The sequence below is a fragment of the Faecalicatena orotica genome, assembly GCF_905197545.1.
Classification (GTDB): domain Bacteria; phylum Bacillota; class Clostridia; order Lachnospirales; family Lachnospiraceae; genus Faecalicatena_A; species Faecalicatena_A orotica.
In genome coordinates this window covers 455,887-472,973 of sequence record NZ_CAJJZH010000004.1, presented here as the reverse complement: position 1 = coordinate 472,973, position 17,087 = coordinate 455,887, and the positions used below count along the sequence as shown (strand labels likewise).

Sequence of the window (17,087 nt, the reverse complement as noted above, 5' to 3'; positions counted from 1 at the left end):
TGATACTGACGGTTTTCCTATTCTTTCAGAAGTTTATTTGTTTTCCACTTCCCGCTCCTGATCCGCAGGAATGAGAAGATCGCACCGATCCCCCATCCAATCGGTATTGACCACCAGATTGCACTGGAACCGATGAAGTGTGCCAGCAGGTACGCGATGATGACACGCGCAACCAGATTGGACATGGAACTCAACATGAATGCCCCCATATCACCGGCTCCTCTTAACATTCCGTTTCCTACAAACATGAATCCCATCAGCACATAAAATACAGATACCGTTTTCATATATTTCATACCATATGCCATTGCACTTCCGGCTGAACCGGCATTCAGGAAAAGCCCCAGAAGGTTCGGTCCGAACAGGAAGATAACACCTGTAATAATAACAGAAAAGATCAGGACCATCAAGAGGCTCGCCTTATAACCCTGTATCACCCTGTCCTCTTTTCCCGCTCCGATATTCTGGGCCGTATAACTGGACATGGCATTGGAGAAGTTCATATTCGGCATCATTGCCAGTGTATCTATCTTTGTAGCCGCCGTATAGCCTGCCACGAATACCTTGCCGTAAGAATTCACCAGCCCCTGCATCAGCATCATACTGACGGAAACGATGGACTGCTGGATCATGGAAGGTACACCGATTTTCGCAATCCTCTTCGCCGCAGCCCACTCAAAAAGCCCCGGTTTCTGATCTGCATATGCGGGTTCATTCTCCATCTTTCTGAGCCTCCTCATCAGCACGGTAAATGAAATGACCGCACACAGTCCCTGTGCAATCAGAGTCGCCCATGCAACGCCTGCAACCCCCATACCGAATTTAATAACAAAAAGCAGGTCCAGGCCGATGTTTGTCAGTGCAGATACCATCAAAAACTTCAGGGGTGTGTTACTGTCCCCGAGTGCGTTATAAATACCGTTCAGTGTATTATATAGAAAAAGGAAGACTGCCCCGCCGAAATAAATTCTCAGATATGTCAGTGAGTCTGCCAGAATTTCCTGATTGGTCCCAAGAAGTTTCAGAAGCGGCAGTGAGATTATTTCTCCTGCTGCCATGATCACAAGTCCGATGACACCCAAAGCAATCAGCGCCGTGTAAATCGTCGTCTTCATCTCTTTAATCTGTCCCGCACCAAAAAGCTGGGAAATAACAACTGTACATCCCATTGACAGCCCTGCTGCTACCGCTACGGCCAAAAATACAACAGGGAAGGAAGAACCAACCGCCGCCAGCGCATCCTCACCGACAAATTTCCCGACCACCATCGAGTCGACCATATTATAAAGCTGCTGGAACAGGTTTCCCAGTACCATCGGCAGTGCAAAGAAAAACAGCAGCTTCAAGGGTCTGCCGTTCGTAAGATTTTTAACCATTTTTCTTTCCCCCATTTTCTTTTTTGTATTCCAGCACATTCTGGGAAATACGTTTTATGAATTCATGATTCTGTTCTCTTTCTTCATCTGTAAAGCCTTCATAGCAGATGTCGTCCCATGCCTCGTAGATCCTGCAGATAGTGCCGTATATCTCGTTCCCTCTTTCCGTCAGTGAAACAAGCTTCTGCCGCCGGTTCTTATCATTCGTAATCCGGCAGACAAGCCCCTTTTCCTCCAGCGCATAGATCGTACGTGCAATCCTGCCTTTATCGATATCAAGAGTCTCCCCCAGCTCCTCCTGACTGCTGCTTCGGTCTTTCAGCAGGCGGATCAGCCTCCCCTCCATCGGGATCAGTCCGAATGCCTCCAGTTCACTGCGGATGTAGGCAAGTTCACACCGTCTGATGATACTTACATAATAATTCTTCATATGTACTCCTTACATGTGCCATTGTGATGCGATTTCACCGTATAATAGTTGTATAATACAACAGTTGTACAGCACAACTATTATATGCTTATGATTACAGGATGTCAAGAAAAGATATCCGGAAAAATCCGCTTCCTGAATTTCCTATTCAATTTTCCGTAATTTTGTGCTATAATAGTTAAATAAGCTACGTCTGACTACTTTGCCGCAGTTGTCAGGGTAGCTTTTCCTTTTGTTAATCAGTTTCAGAAAGTAAGGGTGAAAAATGTATCAAATCAATGAAATCGTAGTTTATGAGAATGGTGACCTGTATACAATTAAAGATATCGGTGTTCCCGATTTTATCAAATCAGACCGAAAATATTATACACTGGAATCTTTAGAAAATTCCAAAAACGTAGTCTATGTAACTTTAGAGAATGAGGATAAACTCCGCACCGTGATTTCCCGTGAAACCGCTGCAAACTGCCTTGCAAAGCTGCCCGAGATCGAAGGGCAGTATAACCCGAATGCAAAGGAACGAGACAAGGAATATCTCGATGTGATTAAGAACGGCTGCTGCCTGACACGGCTCAAGATGTTCAAGGGAATCCTTCAGGAGAAAAACAGGCGTGTCGGAACCGGAAAGCACCTCTGTGTCAGCGATGACCGCTACCTGCAAAAAGTCGGGAAATTAATCGACTATGAATTTTCAGTTGCATTGAACGTACCGATAGACCAGCTGCACGGCTGGATTGAAGATGCATTATAAAAGATTAAAGACTTTAGCCCGTTGTCTGTGAAAATAAATTTTCAGAATTTTCAAAATTTTCTTGACATTCATTTATTTGTATGGTAAAGTAACAACAGTTGTTAATTTGAATCGAAAACCGGAAGGGCAATGAATCTTATTAATTCATTGTCCTTCTTTTTTTGTTCGGTTAATACAAATATTAAAATGGAGGTACTGATTATGAATAACGGTACAGTAAAATGGTTTAATGCACAGAAGGGATTTGGTTTCATCACAGACGACAATTCAGGAAATGACGTTTTCGTTCATTTTTCAGCAATTATGTCTAATGGATACAAAAGCCTTGAAGAAGGTCAGAAAGTAACATTTGATACAGAGACTGACCCGAAAGACAGCAGAAAGCTGAAAGCAGCCAACGTTTGCGCTGCATAAGAATTTTTCTATAGAACCAATAGTTCCAAACATATTTTATTCCGGTGTACGATTATTATCATCCATTTGAATATTTGTATTTTGAACCATCACGTTTTATGAAATCAAAAAAAGCACTGAAACACGGAACACGGGCGGGGGAATCATCCCCTGCCGCAGAAGTCCGGTGTATCAGTGCTTTTTAAGTGTTCAGGATAAATTTTTCTATCACCTCTGCGATCCCGTCCTTTTCGTTGGATGCAGTGATATATGCTGCTTTCTTTTTGACTTCTTCGGGTGCATTTCCCATCGCTACGCCAAGGCCTGCGTATTCTATCATGGACAGGTCGTTGAAACCGTCTCCGACTGCGATCATTTCTTCTCTTCTTATGTGATACATCTCTCCTATTTTTGCCATTGCCGCCGCTTTCGACACTTTGCTGTTGAAAAACTCCAGAAACACGGGTTTGGAGGTACAGTACGTGACATTGTGAAAATCACATGCGGCCAGTTCATCCTGCCACTTAAGTAAGGACCCGGCATCATCGTACCACAGGATCTTTGTGATCCCCTGCTCTAAAAGTGCCTCCTCATCCTCAATCAGCTCCGGTTCCACCCCTGAGAGCTTCTTATAATCATGAATCCTGTCGTTTAACACATTCCCATACAGCCGGTTCGCTGACCAGATGCACATCGTCGTCTCGAATTCCCTGCCCGCCTTCAGGATCTTCCGGGCATCTTCTTTTTCCAGTTCCTGCTGAAACAGGATCTTACGGGTATCAGAAAGAACAATCATAGCCCCGTTATAAGTGATAAACGGAGCTTTCAGGTTCAATATAGGCTGATAGATTTCGACCCCCTGTATCGGGCGGCCTGTAGATACCGAGAAAAGAATCCCCTTCTCCGCCGCTTTTTTGACCGCCTCCAGTGTGCGCGGTGTGATTTTCCCGGACTGGTTCAGCAGTGTCCCGTCCATGTCCGCCGCAATAAACTTATACCCCATCTTTGCTTCTCCCCTGATATGCCTGATTAAGTAGTTTCGTATTTCTAATTTATGTAGTCTTACGTCCCTTATTTTCGAAAAGCAGCCTCTTCTGCATGTTTCATCAGCTGTTCCATATCACTATAAGTCAGCTTATAATATTTTTCAAGGAGTTTCAGCTCTTTTGTAATCGTTGTATTGCTCACCGTCCGGTTGTCTGTATTGACTGTCACCGGTATCCCGGCCTCCAGAAATGAAAGGAACGGGTATTCTTCCATAGATTCCACCGCATGGGTCTGCAGGTTGCTGGTCGGACACATTTCAAAACAAATCCGTTTTCCGGCACAGTATTCTCCCAGCTCCCTATCTTTCCCAGCCGCAATGCCGTGTCCGATACGTGACGCGCCGAGTTCCAGTGCATCCCGGATGCTTTTCGCACTGCCGCACTCTCCTGCATGTATCGTAAAAGGGATTCCAAGACGCTGCGCTGTCTCAAACATCTTCGCCTGCCCCGTCACCGGAAATGATGCCTCATCACCGGCTAAGTCAACCGCGCAGACACCGGCATCCATATATTCCCTTGCCGTCTTTACCAGCTCTACATTTTTCTCCACAGCCATATGCCGCATCCCGCAGAGAATCAGGCCGCAGTCCACATGGTAAGCCGCCTTCCCCTCTTCCATTCCTTCGATGGCGCCCTCGATAATCTCCCTTGCAGAAAGCTGTTCATGGACGGACAAGAGCGGGGCGAAACGAATTTCCATATAAACAACGTTCTCCAGAGACGCATCATGGAGTACTTCCCTGACTGCCGTACGGAAATTTTCTTTCGTAATCAGGCATGACAGTGGCAGGTCAAACTTCATCAGGTATTCCTTCAGACTACGGCAGTCCGGCTGCACCTGAAGGAGGCTTGAGAGGGCGGCATCATCCGGCAGGTCCCTTCCAGTCTCACATGCAAGTTTCCGGATGGTCACTGCACTGAGGGAGCCATCCAGATGGCAGTGCAGGTCGTATTTCTTTAAGTTTTCTATTGTATTCATGTAAACCCTCTACTTTAACTGATCCAGTATGGATGTCCCTATGGTTCCTTTAGGCATCTTCACGCCGAAATTGTCGGCAACGGTTGCCCCGATCGCAGCAAATGTATCTGTCTCCGGCAGTTCCCCGCTCCCCTCCATTGATTTGGAGTATGCAATAAATGGCACTTTTTCCCGTGTATGGTCGGTTCCCGTGTAAGTCGGGTCATTGCCGTGGTCTGCAGTAATGATGAGCATATCGTCTTCCTTCATTTTGTCCAGAAGGATTCCCAGCTTTTCATCGAATTTCTCTATCTCACGGGCATATCCCTCCGGGTCCCGGCGATGTCCCCAGAGGGCGTCAAAATCCACCAGGTTTACAAAGCACAGTCCGTTAAACGCTTCTTTTTCCGCGATCTCGATAGTCTGGTCCATCCCGTGCACAGAGCTTTTAGACTTCAACGCCCTGGTGATGCCTTCCCCTGCGAAAATATCATTGATCTTCCCGATGGAAATAACATCGAACCCGTGATCCTTCAGCGCATTCAGGGCAGTCTTGCCGAAGGGCTTCACCGCATAGTCATGACGGTTGCTTGTTCTCTTGAACTCGCCTTTCTTCCTTCCGACATACGGCCTTGCTATCACGCGCCCTACCTTCCATTCGTCCCGCATCGTCAGTTCTCTTGCAATCTCGCAGCAGCGGTACAGTTCCTTCAGGTCAAAGGTCTCCTCGTTTCCGCAGATCTGGAGCACAGAATCCGCTGACGTATAGACAATCATATGCCCGGTTGCAATCTCTTCCTCGGCCAGTTCCTCCAGAATCTCCGTCCCGCTGGCGCTCTTATTACCAATCACTTTATGTCCGGTCCTTTTCTCAAGTTCCTCTATCAATTCTTTCGGGAAACCTGTTTCCGTGAACGTAATAAAGGGTTTCTCTGTCTTTAAGCCCATGATCTCCCAGTGTCCGGTCATGGTGTCTTTCCCCTTGCTGATCTCATTCATTTTCGTATAGTATGCCAGCGGATGTTCTGCCGGGGGGATCTGCCGCATAGGATGCAGATTCCCGATCCCCAGTTTTTCAAGATTCGGGATGCGGAAGGTAGCCACACTCTGCGAAATATGCCCCAGAGTGTCGGCCCCTGCATCGCCATAGTCTGCGGCATCCTGAGCGGCACCGGCCCCAAGGGAATCTACAACAATTACAAAAATACGCTGATATTTACTCATAGTTAACCTCTTTTCTGTAATCTTTCCATTTCTTTACGCCAGAGCATCCGGCCCGAACCCCATCGGGAGCATTTCCTGAAGTGTATGGATCTCATAATGTTCCTGGTCCGTAGCGAGAATAATCCGGAATTCCTCTGGCCTGCAGAATTCCATCATCACCTGCCTGCACACGCCGCAGGGAGGGGTCAGTTCTGTCAGAACGCCGTTTTTGCCTCCCACGATGCAGATCGCCTCGAATTCTTTCACCCCTTCGCTCACCGCCTTGAAAAAAGCGGTGCGCTCGGCACAGTTGCACGGTGTATATGCCGCATTTTCAATGTTACAGCCCCGATATACGTTCCCGTTTTTTGCCAGCAGCGCTGCGCCCACCTTAAAACCAGAATACGGTGTGTACGCATATCCCATCGCGTCTATTGCCTGTTCAATCAATTCTTTAACCGGCAGCATTCACTCCACTCTCCTTTGCCAGTTTTATGATGCGGCTCGTTCCCAGCCTGTCAGCGCCGAGCCCGATGAACTTCTCGGCATCATCCAGACTGCTGATGCCGCCTGCTGCCTTGATCTTCACATGCTCCCCTACGTTCACCGCAAACAGCGCGATATCCTCAAACGTGGCCCCTGCCGTGGAGAAGCCGGTAGAAGTCTTGATATAATCCGCCCCCGCATCTGTTACGGCCTGACACATTCTGACCTTCTCTTCATCCGTCAGGAGGCAGGTTTCAATGATCACCTTCAGGACCTTGCTGCCGCACACTTTTTTCAATTCACGTATCTCTTCCTCTACAAGGTCATATTTTCCGTCCTTCACCCAGCCAATGTTAATAACCATGTCGATCTCATCGGCTCCGTTGTCCAGTGCATCCTGTGTCTCGAATACCTTTGTCTTTGTGGTCTGGTACCCGTTCGGAAATCCGATCACCGTGCAGACAGCCATCTTATCCTTCACGTACTCCTTTGCCTGTGCCACATAAGACGGCGGGATACATACGGATGCCGTACCGTATTCCACTGCATCATCGCATATTTTCTGTATCTCTGCCCACGTTGCCCCCTGAGAGAGCAGTGTATGGTCCACACATTTTAAAATCTCTTTTATATCCATTTTCATCCTCCTGACTGCGGGAAATTACTATTTGCCCGAAAAATTAAAGTATACAGTGAACACCCTTCGGGTGTTCACTGTAACAAACGAGTTACTCATAAGTTTATATGGCAAGGGCGATCTCCATCATTTTGCGGAAACCTAACTGCCTTTCTTCGGCGCTTAATTTTCCTTCTTTATAAATCAGATCCGAGATCGTCAGCATGCAGAGCGCTTTCTTCCCAGCTGCCGCGGCATTCATATACAGGGCCGCCGCCTCCATCTCAACCGCAAGTACACCCATGCTGCGCCATTTATCATTAACCGAAGCATCTGCATTGTAGAACACGTCAGAGGACAGCACATTGCCGACTGCCACCGGTGTTCCCTGTTCTTCCGCCACTTCCACGGCCCTTCTGACGAGCCCGTAATCCGCGATGGGGGCAAAGGTCCCCGGCAGAGCGTACTGGTAAGCGTAGTTGGAATCTGTGCAGGCCCCCATGCCGATCACGACATCCATCAGGTTTACATCGTCCTGAAGCGCCCCGGCAGATCCAATGCGGATGATCTGGTCCACATCATAAAAATGAAACAGTTCATAGGAGTAAATGCCGATCGAAGGCATCCCCATACCACCGCCCATGACGGATACTTCTTCTCCTTTATAGGTTCCTGTATAGCCGAACATATTGCGGACCGTGGTAAATAAGACCGGGTTCTCAAGATATGTCTCTGCGATATATTTCGCACGAAGCGGGTCTCCCGGCATCAGTACCTTTTTTGCAATCTGCCCTTTCACAGCACCATTATGTGCGGTTGGTGTCATTTCCATTCTATTTTCCTCCCAAATCTTGTTTAATCAATTCTCTGACAGCCTCCACTGCCACGCGGATTGCCGCATCCGTATCGTGCACGACCGGGTTATCCAGTCCCTGCTTCGCCCTCTCCTGATTGGCAAGAACAAGGAATACGGAACCCGCACGTACTTTTAGATAGCTTGCTACGATAAATAACGCGGCAGACTCCATCTCGGACGCCTTGCAGCCAAGCTTCACCCAGGCATCCCATTTATTCATCAGCTCATATCCTACCGGTTTGGTTTCCGGTGAGTGCTGTCCGTAGAAGGAGTCTTTGCACTGCACCACACCTACATGGTATGTCTGATCTAATTTCTTCGCCGCACTGACAAGTGCGTTTGTTACATCAAAATCCGGAACCGCCGGAAATTCGATCGGCGCATATTCCTTACTCGTACCTTCCATGCGGATAGCCCCGTTTGCAATGACTATATCTCCGCTCTTTACATCAATATCCATGCCCCCGCTCGTGCCGATCCGGATAAAGGTATCCGCACCGGACATAACCAGTTCCTCCATCGCGATGGATGCAGACGGTCCCCCGATTCCGGTCGAGGTCACACTGACCTTCACGCCGTCCAGTTCCCCTGTGTAGGTAACATATTCACGGCTGTCCGCCATCAGAACGGGATGGTCAAGATATCTGGCAATCAGCTCACATCTTTTCGGGTCCCCCGGCATGATGACATATTTCCCCACATCCCCTTTTCCTACCTGAATGTGGTATTGTTTTCCTTCTTTTTCTGAATAATTAATCATCCTTGCATGCTCCTTCCTATACTTCCACTTCATCAATCTTTTCGGAAACGACCGCTTTGATTCTCTGGTACTGGTCCCTGTCGATCACGATGGTTCTTCCTTCCCTCGAGATATACCCGTCCTCCTCCATCTTCTTCACGCAGCGGTTGATGGTCTTGATACATAGTCCTGTACTGTTGGAGAGATCCTTTCTTGTGAGTCTGATCCTGCACACCTTATGTCTCGCCGACTTCTGGTAAATCTGCATGAACAGGAGAAAAAGCCGGTCCGCTCCCTGTAAGAACAGGAAAAGGCGTTCCTTCCTCACCTGCTCGAGCAGATACACACTCATCGCCTTGACCTGCTCTAACACCGCATGGATATCCGTCAGCATCCATTTGGCAAACTGGTCCTTGGATACCCGCAGGAAACGGCAGTCTGTCTCTGTGATCAGGGTGGTCTTGTACTCCTCATAACCCATCAGAAATTCCATTGCACCGAAGACTTCCACCGGATAGAACCGCGCATAATCATAGGCGATTTCCTGCACACGGTAGTCTGTCGCCTTGACCACACCCTCTACAAGGATATATACCGTATCCACATAAGCATTCTCATGAATGAATGCATTTCCTTTTTTTATGCGGACAATCTGAAATGCCTCCAAAAGCCATTTTGGTGCATTCGCCAGATAATTATTCAGGTAGTCTCTCTCCTTCGTATGCAGTTCATCGATCAGCTCAACAACTTCATTCATCTGTCTCTCCTTATTTTGTCATTTACTGTTATACCCTATTCTACCATCTGAAGTTCCAAAAAGAAAGTGCCCCGGCAGTGTTACCTTGCCCCCTTTTCGTATGGCTGTCCACTTGCCTTTGGTGCTGCGGAACGACCAACAAACAGGATCAGGATGATGATGGTGATGATATACGGGAGCATGGCAAGTATTTCGGAAGGAACCTGGAAAGAACCGCCTCCCAGTATCACTGTCAGTGCCTGTGCCGCACCGAACAGGATGCAGGCGCCGTAAGCACCGTGGGGTGTCCATTTTCCAAAGATCACGGCCGCAAGGGCGATGAATCCCTGCCCGCTGATGGCTGTCGGTGTAAACTGCGGGATAATCGCGAGCGTCATGGATGCGCCGCCGAAACCGGCAAGTATCCCGGAGGCTATGACGCACAGGTAACGGATTTTATAAACATTGATCCCCATTGTATCTGCTGCCGCCGGATGCTCTCCTACGGAACGGATATGAAGGCCCCATTTTGTCTTGTAAAGGAATCCCCACAGCACAACTGCGAAGACAAGTGCAAGCACTACGGTCACATCTACGTTCAGGTTCTTCAGTGCGCCTGTGATACCGGCACTGCCGAACAATTTCGGAATCTTGTTTGTAACCGGCACGGACATCGTCGCCCCGTCGAACAGCAGGCGGCAGAGGAACAGCGCCACGCCGGGTCCGATCAGGTTGATTGCAATACCGGAAATGGTCTGGTCTGCCCGGCATGTGATGGATGCAAATGCATGCAGAAGTGCAATCATCCCGCCTGCAATCCCTGCCGCAAGGAAACCGCCCCATGCACTCCCTGTAAAATAGCCAACCGTTGCACCCGTAAATGCACCGATGGTCATCATTCCCTCAATACCAAGGTTCGTCACACCAGAACGCTCGGAGATCACGCCGCCCAAAGCCGCAAACGCCAGCGGAGTGGAATACATCAGTGTAATGCCGATAAATAAGGTGATACTACTTAGCATGTTTTTTCCCTCCTTTAGAAAATCTCTCCACCAGCGGCGGAATGATATGTGTCAGTGCCACAAAAAATACGATAACGCCGATGACAATGTTAATGATCTCGGACGGCGCCCCAACTTCATACTGGAGTGACTGTCCGCCGTACAAAAGGCCTCCAAACAGCAGTCCTGCGAAAATGCATCCAACCGGTGAACTTCCTGCAATCAGACAGACGCCAAGGGCGTTAAATCCTGTGTTTTCAAAGGCCGCCAGTGTGGCGATCCCGTGGGGAGAGTTGCCCGTAATATAAAATGCAGCCGCCAGTCCGCAGATTCCGCCAGAGATGACCATAGAATGAAGGATATTTCTATTCACGTTGATACCGGTAAATTCTGCCGCATACCGGTTGGCACCCACCGCTCTTAATTCGAATCCCTTCGTAGTTTTATATAGAAGGAATGAGACAAGCACTGCCAGAATAATCGCTGCGATGAAGCCTGCATTCACGTCTGTCTTCAGAATGGTATCTTTCAGGAAATCACTGCTTAAGAGGGCTTCCTTCCCTTCCTTTGTCGTCTTCCATTTACCAAGAATCATGGTATAACTGGACTCGTTTACCGGATATGTACCGATCGTATCCGGTTTGTGGAACCGCTCCAGGTTGCAGATCCAGTTGGAAAAATACAGTGCAATCCAGTTAAACATAATACTGGTCAGAACCTCGTGAATCCCAAATCTAGCCTTGAGGAACCCTACCAGCCCGCCGAATACGGCACCTGCAATTACTCCCGCTGCCAGTACAAGCGGAATCTGGATCACGGCCGGGAAATCACAGACGATCCCGACTGTTGTAGATGCCACGCATCCCATGATAAACTGGCCTTCCGCCCCGATGTTGAACAGGCCGGTCTTGAAAGCAAATGCGACACCAATCCCTGTCAGGATCAGCGGCGTACTCTTGATGATGACATTCGATATGTGCTTCGGCCCGGAAAAAACTCCCTGTATCAGCACACTCAGGGAATGAAACGGCGGATATCCGGCAATGGACAGAATAATCCCCGCCACAAGGAAGCCGCACAGAATGGCTATGATCGTCATCGTAAATGGTTTTTTCAGTATTTTCGCTGTTTTATCCATGATTCTTTCCTCCCGCCATCAACAGACCGATCGTGTTTTCATCCACAGTACCCTGTGCAAATGTATCCTGAATCTTTCCGTCATATATGACTGCGATTGTATCAGATACATTCATGACCTCGTCGAGTTCAAAGGAGATCAAAAGCACGGCTTTCCCCTTATCCCTCTCCCGAATCAGGGTCTTATGTACTGTCTCGATGGCCCCTACATCCAGTCCCCTCGTAGGCTGTACTGCGATCAGCAGGTCCGGGTTCATCGCGATTTCACGCCCGATAATTACCTTCTGCTGATTCCCTCCGGACAGTCCTCCCGCCCTCTTCGGTCCGCAGTCCTCCGGGCGGACATCGTACTCTTTAATCAGCTTCTTTGTAAATGCTTCCATTTCTTTCTTGTTCAGGATTCCCTTTTCCGAAAACGGTGCGGTTCTGTACTGCTCCAGGACTGCATTCTCATTGACCGTAAAGTCCAGTACGAGCCCCCGCTTCTGACGGTCCTCCGGAATGGTGCTGACACCGCTGTCTATGACCCGCCTCGGCGAGGTGTTTTCGATGTGTTTTCCGTTAATCAGAATACTTCCGGAAACAACCGGTGTCAGGCAGTTGACCGCCTCAATCAGTTCCTTCTGCCCGTTGCCGTCTATGCCTGCGATTCCGACGATTTCCCCGCGCCTTACCTTCAGGTCCAGTCCCTTGACTGCGTCCAGCTTCCGGTCATTTTTCACAACCAGATTCTGAATCTCGAACACGACTTCGCCCGGTTTCGCCGGTGTCTTGTCCACGACCAGATTTACCTCATGGCCAACCATCAGGGTTGCGAGTTCATTTTCGGTTACATCCTTCACCGGGATAGTATCAATGTATTTCCCCCTGCGGATGATTGTACAGGTATCCGAAGATGCCTTAATTTCTTTCAGCTTATGAGTAATAATAATGATTGCCTTGCCGTCCTTTACCAGATTATTCATGATCGAGATCAGGTCCTCGATTTCCTGAGGTGTCAGGACGGCCGTCGGTTCGTCCAGGATAAGCAGCTGGGCGCCGCGGTACAATGCCTTCAGAATCTCAACTCTTTGCTGCATCCCGACGGAAATGTCACTGACTTTTGCATCCGGTTCGACTTCCAGGCCATACTTATCCACAATCTCCAGTATCTGTTTCCTGGCTTTCTTCATATCCACGAATCCCGCATGGGACGTTGTTTCATTTCCCAGGATGATGTTCTGCGTCACCGTGAAATCGTCTACCAGCATGAAGTGCTGGTGGACCATTCCGATCCCGTGTTCAATCGCTACATTCGGGTTTTTAATATCTACCTTTTTTCCGTCTATTAAAATCTCTCCCTCATCAGCCTGATACAGACCGTAAAGGATATTCATCAATGTACTTTTCCCTGCTCCGTTTTCACCTAACAGAGAATGGATGCTGCCCTTTTTTACATTCAGTTCCATATCCTGAAGTGCATAGAAAGAACCGAAGCTCTTCGTGATCCCATGCATCTGTACCGCGTATTCGCTGCTTGCCCCAGCCATACCGTTATCTCCTTTCGCCTTATCCTACTTTGTGATAAATGCCTCATATTCATCTTTTGTAGAAGGTACTTCAATTTCCCCGCTCTTGATCTTCTCGCCGATTTCCAGAGTGGCTTCATATACACCCTCCGGCATGTTTTTATGCTCTTCTGAGATACCGACACATTCTTCTTCCAGTCCGAATGTCAGTGTCTGTCCGCCGATCTCTTCTCCGTCCATTGCTTCCATAGAAACTTCTTTTACTGCTTTTCCAACCAGTTTCAGGGCAGATGTCAGCACATTATCCGGTGCAAGATATGCCTGGTCCCTGTCCACTCCGATGACCCATTTGCCTGCTTCTTTTGCCGCTTCGATGACGCCTGTCCCGCTTCCGCCTGCAGCATGGTATACAACATCACAGCCGTCGGAATACATCTTGCTTGCAATCGCTTTTCCTTTTGCCGCATCGCTGAAGCTCTCTGCATACTGAACTGAAACCTCAATCTCTTTGCCCAGCTCTTTTGCCGCATACTGTACGCCGGCCTCGTATCCATACTGGAACTGGTCGATCAGGCCGGATGAGATACCGCCTACGAACCCAACCTTATTGCTCTCTGTCGTCTTTCCTGCCACATAGCCTACCATGAAGGACGGCTCCTGTGCTCGGAACATAACGCCTGTCACATTATCCGGGGTTTCCTCATAGGAGTTGTCCACGACTGCATATTGGAGATCCGGGTTTGAATCTGCCGCTTCCAGTACTGCATCCGCACACGCATACCCGATTCCCCAGAGAAGTGTTGCCCCGCTGTCTCCAAGACGCTCCAGATTTGTTACGAAATCAGATGCCTGCTTTGACTCAATATAGTTTACATCGGCGCCCGTCTCTTCGCTTAACTCCTGAAGCCCCTCCCAGGCCGACTGGTTGAAGGACTGGTCATTGATTCCGCCCGTATCCGTAATCATTGCTACGGAATAATCGCTCTTCTTATCCGATGTCTTGCTGTCAGAAGTCTTCTCCTCTTTGTCCTTTGAACCTCCGCATGCTGCCAGTGAAAGTGTCATCGCTGCTGCCAGTCCGATTGCCATTGCCTTCTTGAATTTCATAATCTTGTTTCCTCCTTAAAAATAGTGGTTTCTTTGTTTCCTGTACTGTCTCAGACAATACGTATATTCGAAAAGCCGCAGTTTACGGCAATTCCTCTCCATTTTTCCATCTGTTCACCAGATGGCATTTCCTTATCTTTTAACGCGGTCCTGACTCCGTGGCTGCGGAATGCAATAAGCTTTAATGTGAAATCATCCAGGTGTTCCCGCACACTCCCTGCAATCCCCCGGATCACGGCTTCTACATCTACCTCCGGCTCCAGACATACAATACGCACTTCTTCGAGCTGGTGCCTTTTAGCCAGATAAATGAGATTTTTCTTAACAGTTTCATTGCTGCTTCTTGTCAGACTGTAAAATACATTCTCATCCCATGCCTTTACATCCAGCATAACTTTATCGCATACGTCCATCAGGTCCGGATACCTGCTGAAATCCACACAGCCATTGCTGTCGATGTAACAGGTCAGTCCTTCTGCCCTTACCTGTGTAAACAGTTCTGTCAGAAACTCAGGATAGAGTGTACATTCCCCGCCCGACACGGTAATCCCCCTGATGAAGGGAAGATTCTTCTTGATCTCACTGAAAACTTCTTCCACCTCCATAAGGTGTATTTTGGGTGAGGAAAAATACGGGCAGACCCGGATGCATGTATCACACTGCACACATTTTTTCTCATCCCAGATCACGGGAAGCCCTTCTAAATCCCACCCCTTCTCCTGAACCAGACTCAATGCCTGTACCGGGCACTTTTCCACACAGATGCCGCATCCGGTGCACATTCTCTGTGTCTCCGGGTTATGGCAGTAGGCACATGCGATGTTACATTTCTGCAGGAAAACGGACGTCCGGTTTCCCGGCCCATCCACCACGCTCAGCGGGATGATCTTGTTGACCGGCGCCCTCAATTCGACGACCTTACCTTCCTGTTTTCAAGATGCGCGTTGCGGTAATTATCTCCGCCTAAGTAGACTGTATTCTGAAGGACCGCCTCGCCCTTATAGTAATGTTCCATATCACTGCGTTTCACAAGGTAGCCTGTGATCCGCACCAGATCGCTGTCGGATGCATAGAAGCTGATGTATTTATCGCCCAGTTTGAACGCGCCTTTAACGATATCCAGCACCGCCGCGGGATTATTGCGTCCGGTTGGGTCAAAGGAAAAGATGTCTGCACAGCCTGTCGGGAAAAACTTATGGAACCTCGCGCTGTGGCGGAGGTGGTCAAACATGCTGTCCGGTTCTGCACCGACAGGTATTCTGACGCCGGAGGTAATTCCGTGGTCTGAGTCGATACCGACCTGCGCATGCAGGGCAAAATGTCCGTGGAAGATTTCGGAATATAGTGCCTCGGAATTCTCCGCATATTGCGCGATCACGTTCATAATCTCCTCTGCCAGATCATCTGCATCCGCATCATGTCCATATGTCTTGTTTTTATCATCCATCAGCATGTTCGTACATTCTGCCAGCCCGACAACACCGAACATTGCCAGAAAATTTTCTCTGTCTATAAAGCCCTCGCGGGACAAAAAAGAACTTTCAAAGAAATTGGACCGTTCTACAAGGAACCGTATCCTCTCATTCATATAATCTCCCATATGCCTTAAGCAGTCCGGCAGAAGTTCTTTCAAGAAATGTTCCCTGCTGTCAGCCTCCTTCGCCAGCCTCGGCAGCACGATCCTTGTCAGTGTGTAGGAGCCTCCCCCGATCGGAAGGATGTTATAGCAGCTTGAAATCCCGTAATCCCCATAAGTATCTTTATGCATCCTGTGATTGCAGATCGCGGGGTTTGCACAATACAGGGACGTATATAATGCCAGTTCTGCATAAGCGTCCGGTGTGATATCCGGGTCATATTTCAAGGTCAGGTTCGGCACTGCGTTCTGCAGGTCTTTTTCCAACGTCAGGATGATTTTACCGGCACGTGTCTCTTCCGGTCCCAGATTCGCATGACAGAAACCGTCTGTAATCGTCCGGTCCAGATAGATCAGGAACAGCTTTATCTTTTTCGCTGCCTCTTCGTCTGATACCCCGTCCAGGAACGGTTCAATCAACTTGTCTATATTTCCCAAGAATACCGGGTAGCTCGTAATTGATGGCACATGCCGGTAAAAGATCATTAGGAAGGAAAGCAGTTCATCCAGATCTTTCGGCGGTTCCAGCCTCAAAAACTGGCAGCCCTCTCTGACCGCTTTTTCATAATCCGGCATGATGTAGCGCGGACGGTACGGCGCATGTCCCTCATCCAGATCACAGATGGCCCCGGTCTCCATGTAGTGCCTTGTCTTTTCCGGTATGTCCAAAACATCCAGACTATTCTCTGCCGCATGGGCAAGTGCAACTACCTTTTGTTCATAAGTAAGTCCCTTCGATGTCACAACCTCGAATGCTGTGCTCATAACGTATCACCTCTTCATAAATTTGTCGGCCGTTTCAAATATGCCCTGATGTACTTTATCTTTTTCAGATAAGCGCTTATGTCTCATTTGCTTACGCCTCATAAGCAAATTATATCGGCTTGTCCGTCTGATTAAAGGACTTATGTCCTGTTTTGAAAAATCCATATCCATTTTGTGAAAAGTAAACGGTATTATCAGGCATTTTTTAGTAATAACGCCAAATAAAAAGGGACTTGTGTCCTATTTTATCGCATTTTTGCTTTAGTAAAAACGCACAAAAAGGACTTTCGATTTTAAAAAACGAAAGTCCCCGAAAATATCACAATATTGTATTTAACTATGG

At 48.3% G+C, this 17,087-nt stretch carries 18 protein-coding genes; 2 read left to right on the top strand and 16 right to left on the bottom strand.

Translation table 11 applies throughout. From position 1 onward, the window contains the following. Window positions 1-17: 17 nt before the first annotated feature. Window positions 18-1,376, bottom strand: a complete 1,359-nt coding sequence (locus tag ABIN22_RS11600; protein ID WP_118618474.1) for an MATE family efflux transporter — start codon at window positions 1,374-1,376, stop codon at window positions 18-20. Next, the gene (locus ABIN22_RS11595; RefSeq protein WP_346908761.1) at window positions 1,369-1,806 is read right to left on the bottom strand and encodes a MarR family winged helix-turn-helix transcriptional regulator; all 438 of its coding nucleotides are present in this window, start codon (window positions 1,804-1,806) and stop codon (window positions 1,369-1,371) included. Before ABIN22_RS11595 ends, ABIN22_RS11600 begins: the two co-directional genes overlap by 8 nt. Window positions 1,807-2,071: 265 nt before the next feature. Here ABIN22_RS11595 and ABIN22_RS11590 point away from each other — a divergent pair, with 265 nt between their 5' ends. After that, complete coding sequence (locus ABIN22_RS11590; protein WP_109731577.1) at window positions 2,072-2,557, top strand: CarD family transcriptional regulator; 486 nt, start codon at window positions 2,072-2,074, stop codon at window positions 2,555-2,557. Window positions 2,558-2,758: 201 nt separating this feature from the next. Beyond that, on the top strand, window positions 2,759-2,971 hold the full coding sequence (locus ABIN22_RS11585; RefSeq protein WP_118618470.1) for a cold-shock protein: 213 nt from the start codon (window positions 2,759-2,761) through the stop codon (window positions 2,969-2,971). A 181-nt stretch (window positions 2,972-3,152) separates the two neighbouring features. Here the strand turns inward: ABIN22_RS11585 and ABIN22_RS11580 are convergent, their stop codons facing one another. The 14 genes from ABIN22_RS11580 to ABIN22_RS11515 form a co-directional block, all read right to left on the bottom strand. Further along, the gene (locus tag ABIN22_RS11580; protein ID WP_118618468.1) at window positions 3,153-3,953 is read right to left on the bottom strand and encodes a Cof-type HAD-IIB family hydrolase; all 801 of its coding nucleotides are present in this window, start codon (window positions 3,951-3,953) and stop codon (window positions 3,153-3,155) included. Window positions 3,954-4,021: 68 nt separating this feature from the next. Beyond that, a complete protein-coding gene (add, locus tag ABIN22_RS11575; RefSeq protein ID WP_346908758.1) occupies window positions 4,022-4,975 on the bottom strand; it encodes an adenosine deaminase in 954 nt (317 codons plus the stop codon). A 9-nt stretch (window positions 4,976-4,984) separates the two neighbouring features. Continuing rightward, window positions 4,985-6,178 (bottom strand): phosphopentomutase, encoded by a 1,194-nt coding sequence (locus ABIN22_RS11570; protein WP_346908756.1) that lies wholly within the window; start codon window positions 6,176-6,178, stop codon window positions 4,985-4,987. A gap of 33 nt (window positions 6,179-6,211) precedes the next feature. Continuing rightward, complete coding sequence (locus ABIN22_RS11565) at window positions 6,212-6,625, bottom strand: cytidine deaminase (protein WP_346908754.1); 414 nt, start codon at window positions 6,623-6,625, stop codon at window positions 6,212-6,214. Continuing rightward, the gene (gene deoC, locus ABIN22_RS11560; RefSeq protein WP_346908752.1) at window positions 6,612-7,280 is read right to left on the bottom strand and encodes a deoxyribose-phosphate aldolase; all 669 of its coding nucleotides are present in this window, start codon (window positions 7,278-7,280) and stop codon (window positions 6,612-6,614) included. Before deoC ends, ABIN22_RS11565 begins: the two co-directional genes overlap by 14 nt. Before the next feature lie 103 nt (window positions 7,281-7,383). Next, window positions 7,384-8,091 (bottom strand): purine-nucleoside phosphorylase, encoded by a 708-nt coding sequence (deoD, locus tag ABIN22_RS11555; RefSeq protein WP_118618460.1) that lies wholly within the window; start codon window positions 8,089-8,091, stop codon window positions 7,384-7,386. A 1-nt stretch (window position 8,092) separates the two neighbouring features. After that, window positions 8,093-8,875 (bottom strand): uridine phosphorylase, encoded by a 783-nt coding sequence (gene udp, locus ABIN22_RS11550; RefSeq protein WP_109731569.1) that lies wholly within the window; start codon window positions 8,873-8,875, stop codon window positions 8,093-8,095. A gap of 16 nt (window positions 8,876-8,891) precedes the next feature. Next, window positions 8,892-9,611, bottom strand: coding sequence for a Crp/Fnr family transcriptional regulator (locus ABIN22_RS11545; RefSeq protein ID WP_109731568.1), 720 nt, complete (start codon window positions 9,609-9,611; stop codon window positions 8,892-8,894). An 80-nt stretch (window positions 9,612-9,691) separates the two neighbouring features. Beyond that, entirely contained in the window at window positions 9,692-10,612 is a 921-nt protein-coding gene (locus tag ABIN22_RS11540; RefSeq protein ID WP_109731567.1) for an ABC transporter permease, read from the bottom strand. Continuing rightward, on the bottom strand, window positions 10,602-11,729 hold the full coding sequence (locus ABIN22_RS11535) for an ABC transporter permease (RefSeq protein WP_109731566.1): 1,128 nt from the start codon (window positions 11,727-11,729) through the stop codon (window positions 10,602-10,604). The genes ABIN22_RS11540 and ABIN22_RS11535 overlap by 11 nt, the downstream gene beginning before the upstream one ends. Continuing rightward, window positions 11,722-13,257 carry an ABC transporter ATP-binding protein gene (locus tag ABIN22_RS11530; RefSeq protein ID WP_118618458.1) on the bottom strand — a complete coding sequence of 512 codons (1,536 nt, stop codon included), beginning with the start codon at window positions 13,255-13,257 and terminating at the stop codon, window positions 11,722-11,724. Before ABIN22_RS11530 ends, ABIN22_RS11535 begins: the two co-directional genes overlap by 8 nt. A 24-nt stretch (window positions 13,258-13,281) precedes the next feature. Then, the gene (locus ABIN22_RS11525; RefSeq protein ID WP_109731564.1) at window positions 13,282-14,343 is read right to left on the bottom strand and encodes a BMP family lipoprotein; all 1,062 of its coding nucleotides are present in this window, start codon (window positions 14,341-14,343) and stop codon (window positions 13,282-13,284) included. A gap of 50 nt (window positions 14,344-14,393) precedes the next feature. Continuing rightward, window positions 14,394-15,251: a YjjW family glycine radical enzyme activase gene (locus ABIN22_RS11520; RefSeq protein WP_346908748.1), complete on the bottom strand. Its 858-nt coding sequence runs from the start codon at window positions 15,249-15,251 to the stop codon at window positions 14,394-14,396. Further along, window positions 15,248-16,744, bottom strand: a complete 1,497-nt coding sequence (locus ABIN22_RS11515) for a YjjI family glycine radical enzyme (RefSeq protein WP_346908746.1) — start codon at window positions 16,742-16,744, stop codon at window positions 15,248-15,250. Before ABIN22_RS11515 ends, ABIN22_RS11520 begins: the two co-directional genes overlap by 4 nt. Window positions 16,745-17,087 lie beyond the last annotated feature (343 nt).

Bases quoted from the DNA above. Each gene is read 5' to 3' on its own strand.
- ABIN22_RS11600 (WP_118618474.1), bottom strand. From the start codon at position 1,376: ATGGTTAAAAATCTTACGAACGGCAGACCCTTGAAGCTGCTGTTTTTC.
- ABIN22_RS11595 (WP_346908761.1), bottom strand. From the start codon at position 1,806: ATGAAGAATTATTATGTAAGTATCATCAGACGGTGTGAACTTGCCTAC.
- ABIN22_RS11590 (WP_109731577.1), top strand. From the start codon at position 2,072: ATGTATCAAATCAATGAAATCGTAGTTTATGAGAATGGTGACCTGTAT.
- ABIN22_RS11585 (WP_118618470.1), top strand. From the start codon at position 2,759: ATGAATAACGGTACAGTAAAATGGTTTAATGCACAGAAGGGATTTGGT.
- ABIN22_RS11580 (WP_118618468.1), bottom strand. From the start codon at position 3,953: ATGGGGTATAAGTTTATTGCGGCGGACATGGACGGGACACTGCTGAAC.
- add (WP_346908758.1), bottom strand. From the start codon at position 4,975: ATGAATACAATAGAAAACTTAAAGAAATACGACCTGCACTGCCATCTG.
- ABIN22_RS11570 (WP_346908756.1), bottom strand. From the start codon at position 6,178: ATGAGTAAATATCAGCGTATTTTTGTAATTGTTGTAGATTCCCTTGGG.
- ABIN22_RS11565 (WP_346908754.1), bottom strand. From the start codon at position 6,625: ATGCTGCCGGTTAAAGAATTGATTGAACAGGCAATAGACGCGATGGGA.
- deoC (WP_346908752.1), bottom strand. From the start codon at position 7,280: ATGGATATAAAAGAGATTTTAAAATGTGTGGACCATACACTGCTCTCT.
- deoD (WP_118618460.1), bottom strand. From the start codon at position 8,091: ATGGAAATGACACCAACCGCACATAATGGTGCTGTGAAAGGGCAGATT.
- udp (WP_109731569.1), bottom strand. From the start codon at position 8,875: ATGATTAATTATTCAGAAAAAGAAGGAAAACAATACCACATTCAGGTA.
- ABIN22_RS11545 (WP_109731568.1), bottom strand. From the start codon at position 9,611: ATGAATGAAGTTGTTGAGCTGATCGATGAACTGCATACGAAGGAGAGA.
- ABIN22_RS11540 (WP_109731567.1), bottom strand. From the start codon at position 10,612: ATGCTAAGTAGTATCACCTTATTTATCGGCATTACACTGATGTATTCC.
- ABIN22_RS11535 (WP_109731566.1), bottom strand. From the start codon at position 11,729: ATGGATAAAACAGCGAAAATACTGAAAAAACCATTTACGATGACGATC.
- ABIN22_RS11530 (WP_118618458.1), bottom strand. From the start codon at position 13,257: ATGGCTGGGGCAAGCAGCGAATACGCGGTACAGATGCATGGGATCACG.
- ABIN22_RS11525 (WP_109731564.1), bottom strand. From the start codon at position 14,343: ATGAAATTCAAGAAGGCAATGGCAATCGGACTGGCAGCAGCGATGACA.
- ABIN22_RS11515 (WP_346908746.1), bottom strand. From the start codon at position 16,744: ATGAGCACAGCATTCGAGGTTGTGACATCGAAGGGACTTACTTATGAA.